This is a genomic window from Bacillus sp. NPDC094064 (genome assembly GCF_050279585.1).
Taxonomy (GTDB): Bacteria; Bacillota; Bacilli; order Bacillales; family Bacillaceae_G; genus Bacillus_A.
This window is the reverse complement of record NZ_JBNNUI010000009.1, coordinates 212,781-233,023: the sequence shown is the minus strand read 5'-3', so window position 1 is coordinate 233,023 and position 20,243 is coordinate 212,781. Positions and strand designations below refer to the sequence as shown.

23 protein-coding genes and 1 riboswitch are annotated in these 20,243 nt (G+C 36.6%); of the genes, 9 read left to right on the top strand and 14 right to left on the bottom strand.

All coding sequences use genetic code 11. From position 1 onward, the window contains the following. Positions 1-27 precede the first annotated feature (27 nt). From ACQKNI_RS20690 to ACQKNI_RS20680, 3 genes are all read right to left on the bottom strand, one after another. Positions 28-855 (bottom strand): aldo/keto reductase, encoded by an 828-nt coding sequence (locus tag ACQKNI_RS20690; protein ID WP_088231054.1) that lies wholly within the window; start codon positions 853-855, stop codon positions 28-30. A gap of 121 nt (positions 856-976) precedes the next feature. Beyond that, positions 977-1,501, bottom strand: a complete 525-nt coding sequence (locus tag ACQKNI_RS20685; RefSeq protein WP_088231053.1) for a GrpB family protein — start codon at positions 1,499-1,501, stop codon at positions 977-979. A 68-nt stretch (positions 1,502-1,569) separates the two neighbouring features. Beyond that, positions 1,570-1,833: a YqkE family protein gene (locus ACQKNI_RS20680; RefSeq protein ID WP_088231052.1), complete on the bottom strand. Its 264-nt coding sequence runs from the start codon at positions 1,831-1,833 to the stop codon at positions 1,570-1,572. A gap of 200 nt (positions 1,834-2,033) precedes the next feature. On the opposite strand from ACQKNI_RS20680, the gene ACQKNI_RS20675 reads away from it, so the two are divergent. Further along, positions 2,034-3,623 carry a bifunctional metallophosphatase/5'-nucleotidase gene (locus ACQKNI_RS20675; protein ID WP_088231051.1) on the top strand — a complete coding sequence of 530 codons (1,590 nt, stop codon included), beginning with the start codon at positions 2,034-2,036 and terminating at the stop codon, positions 3,621-3,623. 94 nt (positions 3,624-3,717) lie between these two features. Here the strand turns inward: ACQKNI_RS20675 and ACQKNI_RS20670 are convergent, their stop codons facing one another. After that, on the bottom strand, positions 3,718-4,194 hold the full coding sequence (locus tag ACQKNI_RS20670; RefSeq protein ID WP_098356846.1) for a ribbon-helix-helix domain-containing protein: 477 nt from the start codon (positions 4,192-4,194) through the stop codon (positions 3,718-3,720). Positions 4,195-4,315: 121 nt separating this feature from the next. Between ACQKNI_RS20670 and ACQKNI_RS20665 the strand changes: the two genes are divergently transcribed. Together ACQKNI_RS20665 and ACQKNI_RS20660 are read left to right on the top strand one after the other, a co-directional pair. Beyond that, positions 4,316-5,314, top strand: a complete 999-nt coding sequence (locus ACQKNI_RS20665) for an alpha/beta fold hydrolase (protein WP_088231049.1) — start codon at positions 4,316-4,318, stop codon at positions 5,312-5,314. Positions 5,315-5,443: 129 nt separating this feature from the next. After that, on the top strand, positions 5,444-6,763 hold the full coding sequence (locus tag ACQKNI_RS20660) for a Na+/H+ antiporter family protein (RefSeq protein WP_088231048.1): 1,320 nt from the start codon (positions 5,444-5,446) through the stop codon (positions 6,761-6,763). Positions 6,764-6,775: 12 nt separating this feature from the next. Here the strand turns inward: ACQKNI_RS20660 and ACQKNI_RS20655 are convergent, their stop codons facing one another. Together ACQKNI_RS20655 and ACQKNI_RS20650 are read right to left on the bottom strand one after the other, a co-directional pair. Then, positions 6,776-7,651, bottom strand: coding sequence for a LacI family DNA-binding transcriptional regulator (locus tag ACQKNI_RS20655; protein WP_088231047.1), 876 nt, complete (start codon positions 7,649-7,651; stop codon positions 6,776-6,778). A 99-nt stretch (positions 7,652-7,750) separates the two neighbouring features. Then, positions 7,751-8,233, bottom strand: a complete 483-nt coding sequence (locus tag ACQKNI_RS20650; RefSeq protein ID WP_098253388.1) for a GNAT family N-acetyltransferase — start codon at positions 8,231-8,233, stop codon at positions 7,751-7,753. Positions 8,234-8,314: 81 nt separating this feature from the next. On the opposite strand from ACQKNI_RS20650, the gene ACQKNI_RS20645 reads away from it, so the two are divergent. After that, positions 8,315-9,238 (top strand): alpha/beta hydrolase, encoded by a 924-nt coding sequence (locus ACQKNI_RS20645; RefSeq protein WP_098356845.1) that lies wholly within the window; start codon positions 8,315-8,317, stop codon positions 9,236-9,238. Between the two features lie 10 nt (positions 9,239-9,248). Here the strand turns inward: ACQKNI_RS20645 and ACQKNI_RS20640 are convergent, their stop codons facing one another. Beyond that, positions 9,249-9,494 carry a DUF2552 family protein gene (locus tag ACQKNI_RS20640; RefSeq protein ID WP_088231044.1) on the bottom strand — a complete coding sequence of 82 codons (246 nt, stop codon included), beginning with the start codon at positions 9,492-9,494 and terminating at the stop codon, positions 9,249-9,251. A gap of 139 nt (positions 9,495-9,633) precedes the next feature. Between ACQKNI_RS20640 and ACQKNI_RS20635 the strand changes: the two genes are divergently transcribed. The 5 genes from ACQKNI_RS20635 (at position 9,634) to ribH (ending at position 13,907) form a co-directional block, all read left to right on the top strand. Beyond that, positions 9,634-9,840 (top strand): CDGSH iron-sulfur domain-containing protein, encoded by a 207-nt coding sequence (locus ACQKNI_RS20635; RefSeq protein WP_001151582.1) that lies wholly within the window; start codon positions 9,634-9,636, stop codon positions 9,838-9,840. A gap of 190 nt (positions 9,841-10,030) precedes the next feature. Then, positions 10,031-10,174, top strand: a riboswitch (FMN riboswitch). Positions 10,175-10,482: 308 nt separating this feature from the next. Further along, positions 10,483-11,595, top strand: coding sequence for a bifunctional diaminohydroxyphosphoribosylaminopyrimidine deaminase/5-amino-6-(5-phosphoribosylamino)uracil reductase RibD (ribD, locus tag ACQKNI_RS20630; protein WP_098356843.1), 1,113 nt, complete (start codon positions 10,483-10,485; stop codon positions 11,593-11,595). Next, positions 11,577-12,221, top strand: coding sequence for a riboflavin synthase subunit alpha (ribE, locus tag ACQKNI_RS20625; protein WP_098356842.1), 645 nt, complete (start codon positions 11,577-11,579; stop codon positions 12,219-12,221). The genes ribD and ribE overlap by 19 nt, the downstream gene beginning before the upstream one ends. 12 nt (positions 12,222-12,233) lie before the next feature. Then, positions 12,234-13,427, top strand: a complete 1,194-nt coding sequence (gene ribBA, locus ACQKNI_RS20620) for a bifunctional 3,4-dihydroxy-2-butanone 4-phosphate synthase/GTP cyclohydrolase II (RefSeq protein WP_098356841.1) — start codon at positions 12,234-12,236, stop codon at positions 13,425-13,427. A gap of 18 nt (positions 13,428-13,445) precedes the next feature. Next, positions 13,446-13,907, top strand: coding sequence for a 6,7-dimethyl-8-ribityllumazine synthase (gene ribH, locus ACQKNI_RS20615; protein WP_000230892.1), 462 nt, complete (start codon positions 13,446-13,448; stop codon positions 13,905-13,907). Between the two features lie 24 nt (positions 13,908-13,931). On the opposite strand, the gene ACQKNI_RS20610 is transcribed toward ribH, so the two are convergent. The 7 genes from ACQKNI_RS20610 to bioA form a co-directional block, all read right to left on the bottom strand. Further along, positions 13,932-14,252 (bottom strand): hypothetical protein, encoded by a 321-nt coding sequence (locus tag ACQKNI_RS20610; protein WP_088231039.1) that lies wholly within the window; start codon positions 14,250-14,252, stop codon positions 13,932-13,934. Between the two features lie 181 nt (positions 14,253-14,433). Then, positions 14,434-15,432 carry a biotin synthase gene (bioB, locus tag ACQKNI_RS20605; protein WP_000815850.1) on the bottom strand — a complete coding sequence of 333 codons (999 nt, stop codon included), beginning with the start codon at positions 15,430-15,432 and terminating at the stop codon, positions 14,434-14,436. A 1-nt stretch (position 15,433) separates the two neighbouring features. Further along, complete coding sequence (gene bioC / locus ACQKNI_RS20600; RefSeq protein WP_098253384.1) at positions 15,434-16,243, bottom strand: malonyl-ACP O-methyltransferase BioC; 810 nt, start codon at positions 16,241-16,243, stop codon at positions 15,434-15,436. Then, positions 16,209-16,949 carry an alpha/beta fold hydrolase gene (locus ACQKNI_RS20595; protein ID WP_098253383.1) on the bottom strand — a complete coding sequence of 247 codons (741 nt, stop codon included), beginning with the start codon at positions 16,947-16,949 and terminating at the stop codon, positions 16,209-16,211. Before ACQKNI_RS20595 ends, bioC begins: the two co-directional genes overlap by 35 nt. After that, positions 16,946-18,133, bottom strand: a complete 1,188-nt coding sequence (bioF, locus tag ACQKNI_RS20590; protein WP_427282666.1) for an 8-amino-7-oxononanoate synthase — start codon at positions 18,131-18,133, stop codon at positions 16,946-16,948. The genes ACQKNI_RS20595 and bioF overlap by 4 nt, the downstream gene beginning before the upstream one ends. Next, positions 18,099-18,827, bottom strand: a complete 729-nt coding sequence (gene bioD, locus ACQKNI_RS20585; RefSeq protein WP_088231035.1) for a dethiobiotin synthase — start codon at positions 18,825-18,827, stop codon at positions 18,099-18,101. The genes bioF and bioD overlap by 35 nt, the downstream gene beginning before the upstream one ends. Then, the gene (gene bioA, locus ACQKNI_RS20580; protein ID WP_088231034.1) at positions 18,824-20,215 is read right to left on the bottom strand and encodes an adenosylmethionine--8-amino-7-oxononanoate transaminase; all 1,392 of its coding nucleotides are present in this window, start codon (positions 20,213-20,215) and stop codon (positions 18,824-18,826) included. Before bioA ends, bioD begins: the two co-directional genes overlap by 4 nt. Positions 20,216-20,243 lie beyond the last annotated feature (28 nt).

Below are 20,243 nucleotides of genomic sequence, written 5' to 3'. Positions count from 1 at the left end.
AGACGCTACCATACTGGTAGCGTCTTTTTATAGCGTATCATATTTATCAGGATTCGTTCCTACATGTAAATTACGATTTAACGTATTAATTTGATTCATTTCTTCTTCCGTTAGGGAGAAATCAAAAATAGTAAAATTCTCCTGAATGCGAGATGGTGTAACAGATTTAGGAATTGTAACAATTCCACTTTGAATATCCCATCGTAATATAACTTGCGCAGGTGTTTTTTCATATTTGTTAGCAATAGCTTGAATGATTGGATGCTGGAATACTTCGCCGCCCCTCATTAATGGACTCCATGCTTCCATTTGAATTTGCTCACCTTGACAGAAAGCACGCAATTCAAATTGCGCTAACATCGGATGAAGTTCCACTTGGTTTACCATTGGCTTCACTTTACAATTTGGTAATAACAATTCTAAATGATGTTGATGAAAATTAGAAACACCAATTGCGCGCACTTTACCTTCTTCATATAATTTTTCTAAAGCTCGGTACGTATCAACATACTTTCCTCTAATTGGCCAATGTATTAAATATAAATCTACATAGTCCATTTGTAATTTCTTTAAGCTTTTTTCAAATGCCTCAAGTGTTTCCTCGTATCCTTGATCGTCGTTCCAAACTTTTGTTGTAATAAATATGTCTTCTCTCGGAATCCCTGATTCACGAACCGCTTCTCCGACACCGCTTTCATTTTCATATACAGTTGCTGTATCAATTGAACGATATCCAACTTCTAGCGCTGTTTTTACTGCTTGTTTTACTTCGTCGCCTTCTTTCGCTTTATAAACGCCTAGGCCAATCATTGGCATTTTCACGCCATTATGAAGTGTAATTGTTGGAATATGCACAGTCGTCTTCCTTTCATTGTTACATTTTTATAAACCACAACTTTATTTCAACAATATTTATCCCAAAAGTCAAAACTTACGTACAGTTTACATAATAATTTTATACACGAAACACGTGAACTCAATTATTCACGTTTCCCTCTCTCCATTCTTTCGCTTTCTCATCCACATTACGTACAAACTCATTTTTTCCTTCCGTATATTGCATGCCATCATATGTATATTTTTCGGCTAATTCTTTCTTTAAAGTTGCATATGCCTCTGCTTCTTCACAATGAGCCATCATATAGTCACGAAATGCTAAATGCCTTACTATCTCGGGATTTCCTTTTTCAAACACGTGTAAATGATACGAGCGTTTTTCCTCCGTTCCATGAATAAAAAAGCGGCGTCCTGAAATACCATTTTCCCCTTTGACGATGTAACCAAGCTCTTCAAAACGTTCATTCCAATGATCTACTCTATCGATACTCTCTACTTCCATAATCATATCTATAATTGGTTTAGCTGCCAGTCCTGGCACTGACGTACTTCCAATATGATGGATTTTCACCATTTCTGGCATCGCTGACTTTAATCTTTCAGCCTCCATTTGAAATTTTTCGTTCCAATGATTTTCATACGGAACGACTACAATTTTTCTCATTTTAACTCCCCTTTTCTTACAAACTCGTCAAAAAATGATCAGTGGTATTTCACTGATCATTTTTGTTATTATTTAAAGTCTTTCCAAGTAAGATTGCTTTCACTTAACAGTTCTTCAAATGATTTATTTTTTTCACGTTCTTTTTGTTCTTGACGCTTTCTTTCTAGTTCTGCTGCCTCTTTTTTCTCTTCTCTCACTTGCAACTCTTTTTTCTTATTCTTTAATTGTTGCATGAGTGAATCATTTAATTGATCCCCTAATGTTAGCGATTCATTCTTTTGTTGATTCACTTGAGATTGTCTTTGTATTTGTCTTTGTTTCTTTTTCTTCATGCTGCTCACCTTTTACTTTTTTCTCCATTATAGTAGATACTCGGTAGAATCGACAATAAAAAAGGTTCCTTACGCTATTATTCTTTTTTTGTAAATATGTTAATTTTTCGAAAAAACTAAATTTTATTGTGGATATAATCCTATGAATCTATTAAAATTATGTCGTATGATGTCAGATTATAAAAAAGGAGACATGAATTATGTGGAAAAAAATTATCCCTGCCGTTGCTGTTTTAAGCACTATTACTTTTTCAAGCGTATTTGCCGCTCCCCCATCTCAGACTCCAGCTGAACAAAATCGCTACATAGACGTACAAATGCTTGGTATTAATGATTTCCATGGACAACTAGATACTGTAAAAAAAATTAATAACAAAGAAGCTGGTGGCGCTGATTACTTAGCCACTTATTTAAAAGAACGTAAAAAACAAAATCCGAATACACTTCTCGTACATGCTGGCGATGTTGTCGGAGCTAGTCCACCAGTTTCAGCATTGTTACAAGATGAACCAACAATTGAATTTTTAAATGACTTAAAATTTGATGTTGGTACAATCGGAAACCATGAATTTGATGAAGGTATCGATGAAATGAAACGCCTCATTTACGGTGGATATCACGAAAAAACAGGGAATTTCAAAGGTGCTAACTTCCCTTATGTAGCTGCTAACTTTTATAACAAGTCAACTGGTCGCTTATTTTTACCACCATTTACTGTAAAAATGGTAGATGGTGTTCCTGTAGGATTCATCGGCGTTGTTACAACTGATACACCAAATGTCGTTATGCCTACTATGCTTAAAAATGTACAGATCACTGACGAAGTTGAAGCTATTAATAAATCAGCGCAACAGTTAAAGCGTCTCGGCGTTAAATCCATTGTCGTCCTTGCACATGTTGGCGGAACGACTGATGAATCTGGTGTAACAAATGGCGACCTTAACCGAATTGCAAATGAAACGGATCCAGAAGTTGATGTCATTTTCGGTGGGCATAGTCATACGTATGTAAATGGTACAGTTAATAATAAGCTTATCGTACAGGCGAACTCTTACGGAACGGCTTTTTCAGACGTAGATGTAAAGATTGACCGTAAAACAAAAAACATTGTAAAGAAAAAAGCTGAAGTTATTACAACATATCATGAAGGTGTAGAACCTGATAAACAAGTAAAGCAAAAACTAGATCAATATAAAGAAAAAATCGCACCACTTGTAAATGAAGTTGTAGGAAAATCTACAGCACCTATTGACCGTAAACAAAACGATGCTGGTGAGTCCACTCTCGGAAATGTAATTGCCGATGCACAGCGCCAAACGATGCAAGCTCAAATCGCACTTATGAATCCTGGTGGCATTCGTAATGACTTAGACGCTGGCGATATTACATGGGGCGAATTATACGGTATTCAGCCTTTTGGAAATCAATTGATTAAATTGGATTTAACAGGTCAAGATATTCGCGATATTTTAAATCAACAATGGCAAAAAGGTACAACAAGAATGCTCCAAATTTCAGGTATTCAATATACTTGGGATGCAAGCAAACCAAACGGTGAAAAAGTGACAAGTATTAACTTAACGAATGGCGAAGAATTATCTCCATCTAAAACATACAGCGTAGTTGCGAATGCTTTCTTAGCTTCTGGTGGTGACGGATTCGTATCATTTAAAAATGGGAAGAATTCAGAAACTGGTCCAAACGACTTTGAAGCGCTAGTCGATTATGTGAAACAATTAAAAGAACCAATTCAGCCAGTTATTGATGGAAGAATTCAAAAAATAAATTAAGTACGCTATGTACAAACAACCTTTATTTTACTTGTAATATATGTGAACCCCAAAAAGGATACTCGTTCTTAAAATGAACATAGTATCCTTTTCTTTAGTTACCAAAATGTGATGTTTTGCTAACACCATATTGTTGTAAAAATTGTAGTAACGCCTCTTCGACAAGTTTAGATTTTTGAATCCCTTTCGATTCTGATATAACATCTAATTTCGCTAATATTTCTACATTAATAGAAAAGGTACGTTTCTTTTTCTCTATACTTTTACTCATAATTGGTGCACTTACTTCTTCTCTTTTGCTTAATAATTCATAAATACTTTGTAATTGCTCATAAATTAATAGTTGATAATCTGTTTTCGCATATTGAAGGGCGGTCGCTTCTTGGAGTTGTAAGTGACGTGGTTCTTCTCCATCTCCTACAAAAATACGTTTCTTCTGCTCTCCATCATATTCGTATCCAATCAATCTCAATTTCTTCGATAATGTATAGGGACTTATTTCAAGGCGCTTTGCTATAATAGCGATTGATTCACGTCTATTTAGACAATCTATAATTTCTCCAATCGTCACAATTTCCCTCCTCCCGTGTTGAAATGACACTAGTATGGTATGTTACAATGATTTTCTAACAGTATATGCAAAACGAATAGCCTGTGCGATTCGTATGATTTCAGAAAAGGAGGGTTTCAATATGCTTTTTCGTAGCTATACCCCACAGTTTTATAATGAAAATAAACAACTCATTCCTAATAGTATCGCTACGATGGAAAGCGTTATGATTAATAATCGAAAACAAACTCTCCTTATGCGCGGGCAAAACGTAGAGCAACCTATTTTATTATGCTGTCACGGTGGACCGGGCATGGCACAAATCGGATTTATTCGTCATTTTCAAAAAGAATTGGAGAAACACTTCATCGTTATTAATTGGGATCAGCGCGGGGCGGGTAAATCCTTTTCAATGAAAGATTTCGGGGCAACTTTTACAATCGAACAATTCGTTTCCGATGCACAAGAAGTTATTCAGTATGTACTTAAAAGGTTCAACAAACAAAAACTATTTCTCGCTGGCCATTCTTGGGGAAGTATTATCGGGCTTAACATAGCACATCAATATCCACAGTATATCGAGGCTTACATCGGTATTGGACAGATTGTACATATGAAACAAAACGAAGAATTACTATATCAGCATTTAATTAACTCTGCTAAAAAACATGATCATAAAAAAGCATTAGCTTCCCTTTTAAAATTAGGGAAACCACCATTTTTAGATACGAGACGTCTCATTATTCAAAGAAAGTGGCTTGGCACATTCGGAGGAGCAATCCAAAACGGATCTTCCTTTTCTTTCATACGAAAAGGTTTCTTTTCTCCTGAATATACGCTATTAGACTGGTTTAAGTTTCTCGCAGGAAATTTAAAATCTGGCGTTTTATGGGAAGAAATGCTGACAATTGATTTCTTTTCTTCTATTGCAAGTTTATCTATTCCAGTTTATTTTTTTTCTGGTCGCTATGATTATCAAACTCCTTATGCACTCGTTCAAGAATATTGTGATGTGATAGAAGCGCCCATAAAAAAGATGATTTGGTTCCCAAATTCAGCACATTCTCCTGATTTAGAAGAACCGGAATTATTCGCTAATTCTTTGCAATCAATTAAACAAGAGCTAGCTTTTCAGCATTAGTAACAAAAGGCTCTTTTACATTTCATAGAAAACATTTTATAATAATATGTCGCAAGTATGTATAAATATAGCGAAGTACTTCATATTTACTTGCTTTAACAGAATAAAAATTAGGAGATTACATTTATTATGAATGCTGTACTCGTCGCAGTAGCAGTCATGCTATTGCTTAGTTTGTTACGTGTCCAGGTCATTGTCGCCATCATTGTTGGAGCTTTAACAGGCGGACTTATCGGTGGACTCGGTATTTCAGAAACAATTAACACTTTTACAACTGGTCTTGGAAACAGTGCTCCTATCGCTTTAAGTTATGCAATGCTTGGCGGTTTCGCTATTTCCCTTTCCAAAACAGGACTTCCAGATGCTATGATTCAAACCGCATTAAAATGGGTTGGCAACGAACAAGACACAAAAAAACAAATTTATTCTAAAATACTTATTTTATTCATCATTTTAACAATGGCTTGTTTCTCACAAAATGTTATTCCTGTTCATATCGCTTTCATCCCTATCTTAATTCCAGCACTTTTAAAAGTATTAAATGAGTTGAAAGTGGATCGCAGACTTGTTACATGTATTATTACATTCGGGTTGATTACTCCTTATATGTGGGTTCCAGCTGGATTCGGAAAGATATTCCATGACGTATTACAAACAAATGCTGCACAAAGTGGTCTTACATTTGATGTTACACTTATTCCAAAAGCGATGACGATTCCCTCAATCGGTATGATTATCGGGCTATGTGTAGCAGTATTTATTACGTACCGAAAACCTCGTACGTATGAAACAGAACAAATTCATACTGCAGCAAATGAAATCGTTCCCTATACAAAGCGAAGTATTACTTTCGGGCTAGTATCTATCTTAGCTACATTGACTGTTCAATTAGCAACAGAATCAATGATTTTCGGTGCTTTAGCAGGGATTATCGTCTTGTCAGTTAGTGGTAGTCTACCGCTTAAAGAAGCAGACGCGATATTAACGAGCGGAATGCGCATGATGTCCTTTATCGGATTTGTTATGATTTCAGCAGCTGGATTCGGCGCTGTTCTTCGAAAAACAGGACATGTTGAATCGCTTGTGCAAACGAGTGCACAGATAATCGGAAATAACAAACCACTTGCTGCATTTCTTATGCTCGTTATTGGACTGCTCGTTACGATGGGAATTGGTTCATCCTTTTCAACTATCCCTATCTTAACAACAATTTTTGTACCTCTTTGCATCCAGCTCGGATTTAGTCCAATGGCCACCATTGCAATTATCGGTACAGCAGGAGCGCTAGGCGATGCAGGATCTCCAGCATCAGATAGTACACTTGGACCAACATCCGGTTTAAATGCTGATGGTCAACATCATCATATATGGGATACATGTGTACCAACTTTTCTGCATTATAATATACCGTTACTTATATTTGGCTTCATTGCGGCCATTACATTATAAAAGGTGCGTTTTTTACAACGCACCTTTTACTTTTATTTTTCCAATTAATTTTTGAAAAGCTATTTTCCCATTTTCTTCGACATATCTTTCAATCGTCGGTAGCGATGGACCTATCCATCCACACTCTATACTCCCGTTAGGTCCAATAATTTGTAATTTATCTGGTATAGGGATATTTAAAACTTTCGCTGCTCGGATTAACTCAATAGCAATCGTATCACTTGAGATTACAATTCCATCTATATACGGATGATTTTGTAGTAATGTAATGAATTGTTTATTCGTATACCCTTGTACACTTTCCTCTCGATAAGAGATTCCTTCCTCCCAAACAGCGTCTAAAAATCCTGATATATGCTCTTCTACTTCTTCGCTTTCATCTCCCTCACCGATATAAGCAAGAAAGTGACAACCTTTCTCTTTCAATAAAGAAACAGCTCTCTGTCCACCTTCATAATACTCTGTAAGAGATTGTTTTTCATCAATCACTACAAACGGAAATGCAATTTCTCCTATACTTTTAAAAACTGATTTTGTCAAAATAACCCCTGCAACGTTATTTTGCTTTAACATATGTATATATTTATCTTTATTCTTTATATTACAAACAATTATTTGATATCCTTCTTCATATGCTATTTCTTCCATACAATGTAGCAAAGTGATGTTTGATGGATTACATAAATTATCTACAAGTAATGCAATTATCGTTGAGTTTTGTTTAAATAATGGTTTTGCCGCACTATTTGGTCTATAATGTAATTCCTCAATTGCTTCCTTTACTTGTTTTACTGTGTCCTCATGAACGTATCCTTTTTCATTAATAACTCTTGAAACAGTTGCGACTGAAACACCTGCCAATTTTGCAACATCACGTATAGTTGCCACATCGTCACCCCTTAATATGGTAATAGATTACAATTTTACGGTAACTTAAATTACAATTTCCGTCAAGGATAATAACTTATATTTCTGAAAATTGTTACATCACTTCATTATACGATATTCTAGCTGAATTTCATGTAATATCGGGATTCGATCATACCCAATACGTGGAATTTCTTTCTTTATTTTTCGTGCCTCTTCCACTGCGTTCACATATAAATTTGTCATCATGAAATTACGTTTTTGGTAAAAACGTAATGCATTCATATTATCATTCGTTGTAATGAGCCAAATCTGCCTGCACCCTTCTTCTTCAGCAACTTGTAATACACAATCCACAAGTTTCGTCCCTATTCCTTTTCTTTCTTCAAAGCTATCTAACGATACAATTTCGCACATATTTCCGGTCACTTCATACGTTATAATTCCGATTATTCTGTCTTCAAATAGTGCAACAAATCCTGGCAACTCTTCTAACTGATGCCCCTTACCACGTGAAACCATCAATGAGCTTCCCCAATTCTCACACATGAACATTCGAATTGTCTCTTTCATCGCTGGCGTAATTTTTTGTATATGCAGCATTTCCTATTTCTCCCCTTTTATATCCATGTGATACAATGTAAGTGTATCACATGTAACGGTATTTGGAGGATGAGGTAAAGTATGAAACGTTTTTTTGCAGCATTGTTTACTATACTAGGTGCGATAACTGCCCTTGGAATTTTCTTTACAAATAAAGTGATGTACTTAAAGAAAAAAACAGAGGAAGAAGTTCTAGAACGAGAAACGAAAAAACATTTTCGTATAGAAGATTTTGATGCTCTTCATAAAGAAGAAATTCATATTCCTTCGCAATTCGGATATGATCTTCATGGATATTACATTCCTGCTGGTCATTCCAACAAATTTATGGTTTTCTGTCACGGCGTAACTGTAAATAAAATGAACTCTGTAAAATATGCAAACTTATTTTTAAACAGAGGATATAACGTCTTGATTTACGATCATCGTCGACATGGTAAAACTGGCGGGAAAACAACAAGCTATGGATACTATGAAAAACATGATTTAAAATCCGTAGTTGACTGGCTAAAAAGTCGTTTTGGCACAAATATAACACTCGGTATTCATGGTGAATCCATGGGGGCTGCAACACTTCTTCAATACGCAGGACTTGTAGAAGATGGTGCCGATTTTTATATTGCAGATTGTCCTTTCTCTGATTTTTACGGACAATTACAGCACCGTTTAAAGGTTGAATTCCATTTACCAAAGTGGCCTTTATTGCCTTTAGCAAATGCTTTTTTAAAAGTTCGTGACGGTTATACGATTCGTGAAGTTTCACCAATCGACTGTATCAAAAATATTAATAATCCCGTTCTCTTTATTCATAGTAAAGATGACGATTATATTTTAGCTGATATGACGAAAGCTTTATATGAAGCAAAAGAAAATAATAAACAACTTTATATTGCAGAACACGGTGCACACGCTTGCTCTTATAACGAAAATAAGGAAGAGTATGAAACAGCCGTCGATCAATTTTTAAACACATACGTAAAAGAAACAAAAAACAGGCTTGCATAAGCCTGTTTTTTTATTGCGCTAAAACGTCTGTAACTTGTTCCATATTTTCAGAAATCCACTTTACCGCTTCATCTAGTGTTGGAAATTCTGTCGTTTGAAACGTTACCTCATCTTGAAGTAACCAAACATCTTTTACTTCTTGTCCTACACCTGCAATGGACCAATGTAACAAACTATATGGATGATTATCATTCAAAAATGATGCCCACGTGCGCTCATTTGCAATATTTCGTAATGTACGTAATTGTTTATCCATCTTTCGTCACCTTACTCTAGTCAGTTATAAAAAACATTATAACACTCTCTTCTCTTCCAAAGAAAGTGCTCTTTTTATATTGTCAAGTACTTCCCTTGATTATATGATGAAACTAAGCGTTTGGAAAGGAGGGATAGCATTGGCAAAAGTACAAATTAAAGTAAATGATAATGGCTCTTTTCGCGTTACAGGGGACGTGGAACTAGTCGACTCACAAGGAAATGTATTCCCAGCAAAACCGGCATTTTCTTTATGCCGTTGTGGCTTATCAAAAAACATGCCTTATTGCGATGCTTCGCATAAAGGGAAATTCGAATCTGTTGTTAGAGCACCAGAGGCAGAGTAATAAGGCAAGTAACATGCACATTTCTTTGTGCATGTTTTTTCTTTTAATCAAAACCTGTATAGCCCTTTCCCTAACAACATTTCTAATACTTTTGTCTCCATTCCAACCTCTATGTATTTTCACACAATTCTTCACATTCGAATATTTTTTGCTAGCCTTTTTTCTTTTTTGTGCTATAATTTGACCAAACAGCATCCTTCGGGGTCGGGTGAAATTCCCAACCGGCGGTGATGAAGTGAAAACTTCTAAGTCCGTGACCCGTTTTCAACTCGAAAACGGTGGATCTAGTGAAACTCTAGGGCCGACAGTATAGTCTGGATGGGAGAAGGATATGTTTCTAGTTTTTTATATAGTGAATACACTTTTATTTCAGTATGCATATTTTTAAAGTTTCATTTTGAAGCTGTATATATGCTTAGTTTTCTATACTCATTTTTTATACTGAAATAAAAAAGAGACAACTAGCGTTTAAAAAATTTGATATCTTTGCTAGGTTTTTTCCTTATGCAAAAATATCAATCATCGTTAGGTTTCTTTCCTATACTTTCGTATTCGAACTATATTTCTAGAAATCACGTCTCCCAAACCCCAAGGATATTAATTCCTTGGGGTTTTTTGATTTTTTTAGGAGAGGTGAAGAGAATGACAGATCAAGAATATATGAGGATTGCCTTGCAGTTAGCAAAAACTACATCAGGACAAACGAGTCCAAATCCTATGGTTGGTGCTGTTGTTGTAAACGATGGAAACATCGTCGGTATGGGCGCTCACTTACATGCTGGTGAAGAACACGCAGAAGTTCACGCCCTTCATATGGCTGGTGCGAACGCCAAAAACGCTACCGTTTATGTAACACTTGAACCGTGTAGCCACTTTGGGAAAACACCTCCTTGCTGTGAATTACTCATCAAAAAAGAAGTCAAACGCGTTGTCATTGCTACCCTTGATTGTAACCCACTCGTTTCTGGTAATGGAAAAAGGAGATTAGAAGAAGCTGGCATCGAAGTAACTACCGGTGTTCTTGAGGAAGAAGCCACTTTACTAAACCGATACTTTTTTCACTATATGAAAACGAAACGACCGTTTGTAACAATTAAAACAGCGATGAGCTTAGACGGAAAAACAGCAACTACAACTGGTGAAAGTAAATGGATCACAGGTGAAGAAGCACGAGCTGATGTTCACCAATACCGCCATACACATGATGCAATTCTTGTCGGGGTGAATACGGTTATAGCTGATAATCCGCATTTAACAACAAGAATTCCTAACGGGGGTAAACATCCTATACGCGTTATTTTGGATACCCATTTACGAACGCCACCATCTTCCCATGTCATGACAGACGGTGTAGCACCGACATGGATTATTGTCGGGAAGGATGTAAATAAAGAAAAAATAGCTTCTTATGAATCTGAAAATATAGCTATATTCCAAATGAGAACAAAGCAAATTGAAATCCAAGATGTCTTATACCTACTCGGCGAAAAACAGATACTTTCTCTTTTCGTCGAAGGTGGGCAAACAGTGCATGCAAGTTTTTTAAAAACAAACAATTTCAATGAAATTGTAACCTATATAAGCCCGAAATTAATTGGTGGTAAAGATGCCCCTACTCTATTTGGAGGAAATGGTTTTTCAAAATTACAAGATGCACTTCCCTTGAAAATTCAAGAGATGAAACAAATTGGCGATGATATAAAAATCGTTGCGAATGCTCAAAGTGAGGTGACGAAATGTTTACAGGAATTGTAGAAGAATTAGGAACGATAACAAACATGCAACAAAGCGGAGAAGCGATGAAATTAACGATCCATGCAAATAAAATTTTATCAGATGTTCACTTAGGTGATAGTATCGCGGTTAACGGTATTTGCTTAACTGTAACGAGTTTTACATCTACTTCATTTACAGTTGATGCAATGCCTGAAACGATGCAATCAACCTCACTTCGCCTGCTTAAATCCCACTCTAAAGTAAATTTAGAGCGAGCTATGGCTGCAAACGGACGATTCGGTGGACATTTCGTTTCAGGACATATTGATGGCATCGGGACGATTTTAACTAAAAAACAACATTACAATGCCGTCTATTACAAAATAGCAATTTCTGATGAATTGCTGCGCTATTGTTTGCATAAAGGGTCTGTTGCTGTTGATGGAACGAGTTTAACGATATTTGATTTAGACGAATCTTCCATAACAATTTCACTCATCCCGCACACAGTAAGCGAATCTGTCATCGGAGAAAAGAATGCCGGAGACATCGTAAACATTGAGTGTGACATGATTGGTAAATATATCGAACGCTTTATTACTAAACCTGTAAAAAGAACAGGCTCAATGACCGAGAGCTTTTTACAAGAAAATGGATTTCTATAAGGGGGAAGTATAATGTTTCATCGTATTGAAGAAGCTCTAGAAGATTTAAAACAAGGAAAAGTCGTTATCGTATGTGATGATGAAAACCGTGAAAATGAAGGTGATTTTATTGCTTTAGCAGAGTATATTACACCGGAAACGATTAATTTTATGATTACACACGGTCGCGGTCTCGTTTGTGTACCAATTACGGAAGGGTACGCGGAGCGCCTACAATTAGAACCAATGGTATCTCATAATACAGATTCGCATCATACTGCGTTTACAGTGAGCATTGATCATGTTTCTACCACAACAGGGATTAGCGCTCACGAACGTGCAACTACGATACAAGAATTGTTAAACCCTGCATCAAAAAGTGCTGATTTCAATCGTCCTGGGCATATCTTTCCATTAATTGCGAAAGAAGGCGGTGTACTGCGCCGTGCAGGTCATACAGAAGCTGCTGTTGATTTGGCAAAGCTGTGCGGAACTGAGCCAGCTGGAGTCATTTGCGAGATTATAAATGAGGACGGTACGATGGCGCGTGTACCTGATTTAATAGCGTGTGCAAAACAATTTGATATAAAAATGATAACAATAGAAGATTTAATTGCTTATCGCCGCCATCATGAAACGCTTGTGACGAGAGAAGTGGAAATTACACTACCTACAGATTTCGGTACTTTCCATGCAATTGGCTATTCTAATTCATTAGATTCAAAAGAACATATCGCACTCGTAAAAGGTGATATTTCAACAGGTGAACCAATGCTCGTCCGCGTTCATTCTGAATGCTTAACAGGTGATGTATTTGGTTCATGCCGCTGTGATTGCGGACCACAGCTACACGCTGCACTTGCTCAAATTGAGCGAGAAGGAAAAGGTGTCCTTCTCTATATGAGACAAGAAGGACGAGGAATTGGCCTTCTTAATAAGCTTCGCGCTTATAAATTACAAGAAGAAGGATTCGATACTGTAGAAGCAAATGAAAAGCTTGGGTTCCCAGCTGACCTTCGCGATTACGGTATTGGCGCTCAAATTTTAAAAGATTTAGGCTTACAAAGTTTACGACTATTAACGAATAATCCACGAAAAATTGCTGGCTTACAAGGTTACGATTTAGAAGTAATCGAGCGTGTTCCATTGCAAATGCCAGCAAAAAAAGAGAATAAAACGTATTTACAAACGAAAGTAAACAAATTAGGACACTTATTAAACTTATAATTAAGGGAGAGATTTATTATGGTATTCGAAGGTCATTTAGTTGGTACAGGTTTAAAAGTTGGGGTTGTTGTTGGACGTTTTAATGAATTTATTACAAGCAAGTTACTCGGCGGTGCTTTAGACGGATTAAAGCGTCACGGTGTAGAAGAAAACGATATTGATGTTGCATGGGTTCCTGGTGCATTTGAAATTCCTTTAATCGCTAAAAAGATGGCTAATAGCGGAAAGTATGATGCTGTTATTACGTTAGGTACTGTAATTCGAGGTGCTACAACGCATTACGATTACGTTTGTAATGAAGTAGCAAAAGGTGTTGCATCTTTATCACTACAAACAGACATACCAGTTATTTTCGGTGTATTAACGACAGAAACAATTGAACAAGCGATTGAACGTGCAGGTACAAAAGCTGGTAATAAAGGCTATGAATCAGCAGTTGCTGCAATTGAAATGGCTCACTTATCAAAACAATGGGCATAAAAAAAGAGGCTACGGCCTCTTTTTTTATTTCCTTACCTTTTTCCGTACATCTTGTATTAATTCATCCATCGTTTTCCCTTCTGTTTGTATACGAAGAGTTTGCGCTGTTCTCCATACATTCTCTCTTTTTTTCGCTTCTTCTATAATAGTAATTTCTTTTCGTACTTCTTTTAAATCTTTCCCTTCCGTTTTCAAGCCAAAATGTTCTGCTTTCGTTCGAAAATGTTGTTCAATTCTTTGTTGCATTTCTTTTTGTTCAGGATTTTCGGCGGCCTTAACTGGATCAGCACTTATTGCTTTTATTAAAATTAGACAAGTCATAATCGCTAATATGTATTTGTACATGTAAAATCCTCCAACCCAATATAAATTACATATTTACTATGTACAACTAATGCTTGGAAAATTCGTCCACCAAAATTATTTTTTTCGCTCAAAAACCAATAGTATCAAGCGTTCCCAACTATTTATTACATTTTATTTACAAAAAAAGCAAACTCTTTTACAAGTTTGCTTTTTCTCTATCTTATAATGCACATTCCTCAATTTCGAATCCTAAATCTTCTATCATACCCCAGTCCGCAGTCGGCTCTTGCCCAGCTGTCGTTAAGTAATCGCCAACAAAGATAGAATTTGCTGCAAATAAACCGAGCGGCTGTACAGATCGCAAATTGATTTCGCGTCCTCCTGAAATACGAATTTCTTTTGTTGGGTTTACAAAACGCATCATCGCCAGCACCTTTAAACATTCTACAGGTGTTAACTCTTTTTGTCCTTCAAGCGGCGTTCCCTTTACAGCCACAAGGAAATTACATGGAATTGAATCTGCATCTATACGTTGTAATTCAAATGCAATTTCAGCACGCTCTTCTATTGTCTCTCCCATTCCAAAAATCGCCCCAGAGCATGGTGAAATACCAGCTTGTTTCGCTTTTTGAACTGTATCAACACGATCGTCATACGTATGCGTTGAGCAAATGCTATCATAATTGTTTGCGTGCGTATTTAAGTTATGGTTATAACGATGTACGCCTGCTTCCGCTAAGCGTCCTGCTTGATCTTCATTTAAGAAACCTAAACAACAACAAATCTTCAAATCTGTCGTATCACGAATCTCTTTAACGGCTCCAATTACATGATTTACTTCTTTATCCGTCGGACGACGACCAGATGCTACAATACAATATGTACCCGCTTTACGGCGAATCGCTTCATGCGCCCCTTCTACAATCTTTTCCTGCGTTAACCATGCATATTTATCAATCGGTGCTTCTGAAATAATAGACTGTGAACAATACCCACAATCTTCAGGACATAATCCAGATTTCGTATTAATAATCATGTTTAATTTTATTTTTTTACCAAAGTGATGATGGCGGATAATATAAGCTGCATTCATAATTTCTAAAACCTCTGTATCGTCAGCCTCTAATATCGCTATTGCATCTTCTTTCGTAATCATTTTCTCTTCTACTACGTCGTATGCAAGTTTCTTCCAATCCCTTTTTGTTTGTACTTGTTTCATTTCATCTCTTCCCCTCTTTTGTTATATGCACAAATAAAGCATGATACGTTGCCATTATCCCTTCTTTTTCCGTGAAGTCTCTTTCGTATATACGAAGCATCGTACGAAAGAGTGAAGGACTTTGACAGTAAGACTCTTCATTACTATTGGTCGCTCCTACTTTTCGAATAGAATGTAGAAACTCCTTAACTTCTGTAAAACGCTCTATGTAACATGTTTCAGAAACATGCACATCCCCTGTTTCTATCTTGCATATATGAAACAACTGATCTTTCGAATAAAAACGTTGACCAATCACTGTTTCATTTTGTATATTTTTTTCTTCTTTCGCCCGCTGGAACGAAGCATGCAATTCTTGAAATGTTTCATGTCCAAACGTTGAAAAGAGTAATAGTCCATCTATAGACAAATGATGAAATAAATTTCTTATCACTTGTTTTAAATCATTTAGCCATTGAAATGTGGCATTCGAAATAATGACATCATATGTTTCTTCAAGTTGTAATCTTTCGATATCCTCACAGTAAAACGTTACATTTTTCACGTTTTGTCTAGTTTTCGCAACTGCAATCATACTTTCAGCAAAATCAACAGCTGTAATATGCGCTTTCGGAAATAAGTCTGATAATTGCTCTGTGACATAACCTGTTCCGCATCCAAGTTCTAAAATACGTATCGATGATGTTTCACTATATCGCCGCTTCAATATAGAAAGTAACGAATGTGCCATCTTTTTTTGTACATTTGCATATTGATCGTAGGATACAGCCGCCCCATTAAACCGTTTTTGTAGTAACGTTTTGTTGATCATGTCGTATCCCCTCTACAAATTGAATGATTTCATTTGCGCAATATTCAAAATTCGTTACGCATAACACATGCCCAGCCTCACTTACTATTTTTAGCTTAGCATTTGTATTCTCTGTCATACTATGAGCTGCGGATAATGGACATATCACATCCTGCTCTCCATGAAGAAGTAACAACGGGACTTTGATATCTGTTAATTCGTTTCTCATATCTGTTTCTATTAAATAATCTAAGCCTAATTGTAAAGACTGAATGGAGTCTCCTTTAAAATGCAGCGCAATCTCTTCAAAACTCGTATTCTCCTTCAGCTCATTTTTTGTAAACATATTTTCATAGAACCGCTTGAGCGTATCTTCTTTCTTTCTCACCAAATTCTTTTTCAGCCGTTCTACATGCAAATCATTCCATCCACTCGTATAGTCGCTCGTATTTGTAAATTTAGCGGTACCACCAATTAGTACAATACCTTTCGCCTCAATCTTTTTATGAGCTTGAACTGCCGCTAACGCTCCTAGTGACCATCCAACTAAAATTACATTTTCATCCTTTGCTACATCTATTATTCGCCCAGCAAATTCACTTTGTTCTTTCACGTTACGCCAATTGATACATCGAACAGAATATTCTTTAAAGTACGGTAGAACTAAAGTCCAAACACCTTCTTCCATTCCCCACCCAGGAATAAAAATAATCTTTAGCTCTTTCATACGAAAAACCCCTCTTCTTTACCAATGCGTACAATATGCTGAATAGCCCATTTCAAATCAGCTATTGTATGTTGTGACGTAACTGCAAAGCGAATTCGGGAACTACCAACCGGTACAGTTGGCGGACGAATTGCAATGGCTGCGATACCTACCTCTTGTAACCTTTCACTAAACCGTAAAGCATTTTCATTTGAACCGACTACAATCGGTACAATATGTGTTGAGCTATTCCCAATGTCAAAACCAGCTTCTTGTAAATGCGTCCTGAAATATGCACCATTCGCTATCAGTCGCTCTCTTCTTTCGTTATCTTCTTTCACAATTTCAATTGCTTTTTGCACTGCTCCTAATGTTCCTGGTGGTAAAGCTGTAGTAAAAATAAAGCTTCTCATCATATTTTGTAAGTACTCTATATAAATGGAATCGCCCGTTAAATACGCACCATAACACCCTAGAGCCTTACTAAACGTCCCCATATGTATATCAATTTTTTGAGCAATATCTTTTTCTATATGAGATAATCCAGCTCCATCGATGCCATATATTCCACTTGCATGTGCTTCATCAACTATAATGATTGCCCCGTATTTCTCTTTAATTTGCACTAACTCTCTTAAATATGCAGTATCTCCATCCATACTAAAAACAGTATCTGTTACGATTAATTTCCGTTTTTCAGGTGACGCTATTTTCAATAGCTTCTCTAAATGATCCAAATCATTATGACGATATCTTTTATGTTCTGCCCCGCTTAATATAATTCCATCAACGATACTTGCATGATTTAATTTATCACTAAAAACAATATCGTGACGACAGGCTAATGAAGAAATCACGCCAACATTTGCGGTATATCCACTATTTACGATTAAAGCTTTTTCAGTGCCTTTCCAATCGCATATACTTCTCTCAACCTCTTCATACAATGGATAATTTCCTACAACGAGACGAGATGCTGTCGCTCCAGTTCCATATTTTCTTGTGCAGGCGATAGCAGCTTCTTTCAACCTTTCATCCCCAGCTAATCCTAAATAATTATTCGATGCTAAATTTAGCATCCTTTTCTTATTTCGAATAAGCCATGTCTCTTCGGATCGCTCTGTTCCATGCAAATTGCGATACTGCCCTTGTTCCTTTAGTTGTTCTACTTTAGATAGAAGATGCGCGCGCCATGTTTGATTCATTTTGGATGAGCTCCTCTAATTTTGAAATCATAATATGCTCTTTTGCCGCTTCTAATAATTCTTCCTTTGTAAACTCTCCTTCAAGGAATGGTAATAACCCTAAAACCGGCACTCCACTTAACTCCTCAATCATTATTTTATTTTCTTGCACTCTTTCTTTTTCACATTCTTTACAACCAGATAAAATTACACCTGCTACTGTTAAGCCATGTGCTTTTGCATAAGAAATTGTTAAAACAGTATGATTAACTGTCCCTAGTGTAGGACGCGCTACTACAATAAGAGGAAGCTGTAATTCTTTTGCCAAATCAATCACTAAAGCATCTTCTGTATATGGGACTGCAAGCCCACCAGCCCCTTCTACAAATAGGCTATTAAACTCTTTTCGTAGTTCATTATAGTGACTAGTAATTTCTTTTAACGTTACTGTCCTCCCAGCTCTTTTCATAGCCAGTCTCGGAGCAAGCGGTTCTTCAATAGAATAAGGGCAAATTTCTTCTTCTCTTGTCGGTACACCTGATAATACTTTTAACCTCGCTGCATCTCCCTCTAGGTTTGATGCAACATGTCCGCTTTGCAACGGTTTATATACCCCTATGTTATATCCCAATTCTCTAAATACACCTGCTAATGCACCGGCAACTACAGTTTTTCCAACTTCAGTATCCGTTGCCGTTATGAAAAAACCGCTCATGATTCTCCCTCCGTAACATCCGATATTGATTTATATAAAATGCGTAACATATCATCAATCTCATCAATTGTAGAGGCAAGAGGAGGCATAAATACAATCGTATTACCGAGTGGTCGTAAAATCATGCCCAGCTCTCTTGATCGTTTACATACTTGAACACCAACTCTCTCTGTCCATTCAAACGATTCTTTCGTTTCCTTATTCTTCACAAGTTCAATTCCAACCATTAACCCACACTGACGAATATCTCCTACGTGCTTATATTCATTAAGCGCTTCTAATTGCTCCGCTACATATTCTGTTTTATGCGCAACAGCTTCTATTAACTTAGTTTTTTCATATAGTTCTAGATTCGCGATTGCTACAGCACACCCTAAAGGATTGCCTGTATAACTATGCCCATGGAAAAATGTTTTTTGTTCCTCATACTCTCCTAAGAAGGCATTATATATTTCGTCTGTCGTTACTGTAACTGCAATTGGTAAATAACCGCCCGTTAAACCTTTTCCGGCCGTTAAAATGTCTGGCGTCACATTTTCATGTTCACACGCAAACATTTTCCCCGTACGCCCAAATCCAGTCGCTACTTCGTCTGTAATAAATAAAACGTTATATTTTGTACATAAATTACGTAACCCTTTTAAATATCCTTTTGGCATTGTAATCATGCCCCCAGCACCTTGCATTAAAGGTTCTACAATAATTGCCGCGATTTCTTCATGTTTTTCTTTCAGCAATTCTTCCATTTCTTCTAAATGTCTATTCACAATTTCTTCCTTGTCATTTCCGTAAGGAGAACGATATGTATACGGATACGGCATTTTAATTGCCTCAAATAATAGTGAACTATACACTTGGTGAAACAAGTCTATCGCTCCTACTGAAACCGCTCCAATTGTATCACCGTGATACGCTTCTTTTAATGTAACAAATCTTTGTTTCTTCGGTTTTCCTTTATGCTGCCAATATTGAAATGCCATCTTAATTGCAATTTCAACAGCTGTTGAACCAGAGTCTGAATAGAATACTTTCTTCAACCCTTCTGGTACAACATCAATTATTTTTTCTGCTAATAAAATAGATGGAACATTAGCAAGCCCTAACATAGTAGAATGCGCAATTTTATTTAATTGCTCGCGAATTGCCTCATCTAGTTCCGGTACTTGATGCCCATGAACATTTAACCAAATAGACGAAACACCGTCCCAGTATTCATTTCCATTCACGTCGTATAACTTTCTTCCCTCTCCACGTTCAATAATGACAGGATCTTCTTCTAAATAATCCTTCATTTGTGTAAATGGGTGCCATACGTAAGCTTTATTTTTCTCCGATAATTCTTCATATGTATAAGGCGATTTTTCAGTCGTATTACTATTAATAGTCACAATTGCCACCCCTAATGTTAACTAGTTT

What these genes read in the sequence shown, in the direction of transcription:
- ACQKNI_RS20650 (WP_098253388.1), bottom strand. Translation starts at nt 8,233, where the DNA reads ATGCTGCATATACAAAAAATTACGCCAGCGATGAAAGAGACAATTCGA.
- ribD (WP_098356843.1), top strand. Translation starts at nt 10,483, where the DNA reads ATGACAGATCAAGAATATATGAGGATTGCCTTGCAGTTAGCAAAAACT.
- ACQKNI_RS20675 (WP_088231051.1), top strand. Translation starts at nt 2,034, where the DNA reads ATGTGGAAAAAAATTATCCCTGCCGTTGCTGTTTTAAGCACTATTACT.
- ACQKNI_RS20660 (WP_088231048.1), top strand. Translation starts at nt 5,444, where the DNA reads ATGAATGCTGTACTCGTCGCAGTAGCAGTCATGCTATTGCTTAGTTTG.
- ribH (WP_000230892.1), top strand. Translation starts at nt 13,446, where the DNA reads ATGGTATTCGAAGGTCATTTAGTTGGTACAGGTTTAAAAGTTGGGGTT.
- ACQKNI_RS20665 (WP_088231049.1), top strand. Translation starts at nt 4,316, where the DNA reads ATGCTTTTTCGTAGCTATACCCCACAGTTTTATAATGAAAATAAACAA.
- ACQKNI_RS20640 (WP_088231044.1), bottom strand. Translation starts at nt 9,494, where the DNA reads ATGGATAAACAATTACGTACATTACGAAATATTGCAAATGAGCGCACG.
- ACQKNI_RS20680 (WP_088231052.1), bottom strand. Translation starts at nt 1,833, where the DNA reads ATGAAGAAAAAGAAACAAAGACAAATACAAAGACAATCTCAAGTGAAT.
- ACQKNI_RS20645 (WP_098356845.1), top strand. Translation starts at nt 8,315, where the DNA reads ATGAAACGTTTTTTTGCAGCATTGTTTACTATACTAGGTGCGATAACT.
- bioD (WP_088231035.1), bottom strand. Translation starts at nt 18,827, where the DNA reads ATGAGCGGTTTTTTCATAACGGCAACGGATACTGAAGTTGGAAAAACT.
- bioB (WP_000815850.1), bottom strand. Translation starts at nt 15,432, where the DNA reads ATGAAACAAGTACAAACAAAAAGGGATTGGAAGAAACTTGCATACGAC.
- ribBA (WP_098356841.1), top strand. Translation starts at nt 12,234, where the DNA reads ATGTTTCATCGTATTGAAGAAGCTCTAGAAGATTTAAAACAAGGAAAA.
- bioC (WP_098253384.1), bottom strand. Translation starts at nt 16,243, where the DNA reads ATGATCAACAAAACGTTACTACAAAAACGGTTTAATGGGGCGGCTGTA.
- ACQKNI_RS20610 (WP_088231039.1), bottom strand. Translation starts at nt 14,252, where the DNA reads ATGTACAAATACATATTAGCGATTATGACTTGTCTAATTTTAATAAAA.
- ribE (WP_098356842.1), top strand. Translation starts at nt 11,577, where the DNA reads ATGTTTACAGGAATTGTAGAAGAATTAGGAACGATAACAAACATGCAA.
- ACQKNI_RS20595 (WP_098253383.1), bottom strand. Translation starts at nt 16,949, where the DNA reads ATGAAAGAGCTAAAGATTATTTTTATTCCTGGGTGGGGAATGGAAGAA.
- bioF (WP_427282666.1), bottom strand. Translation starts at nt 18,133, where the DNA reads ATGAATCAAACATGGCGCGCGCATCTTCTATCTAAAGTAGAACAACTA.
- ACQKNI_RS20685 (WP_088231053.1), bottom strand. Translation starts at nt 1,501, where the DNA reads ATGAGAAAAATTGTAGTCGTTCCGTATGAAAATCATTGGAACGAAAAA.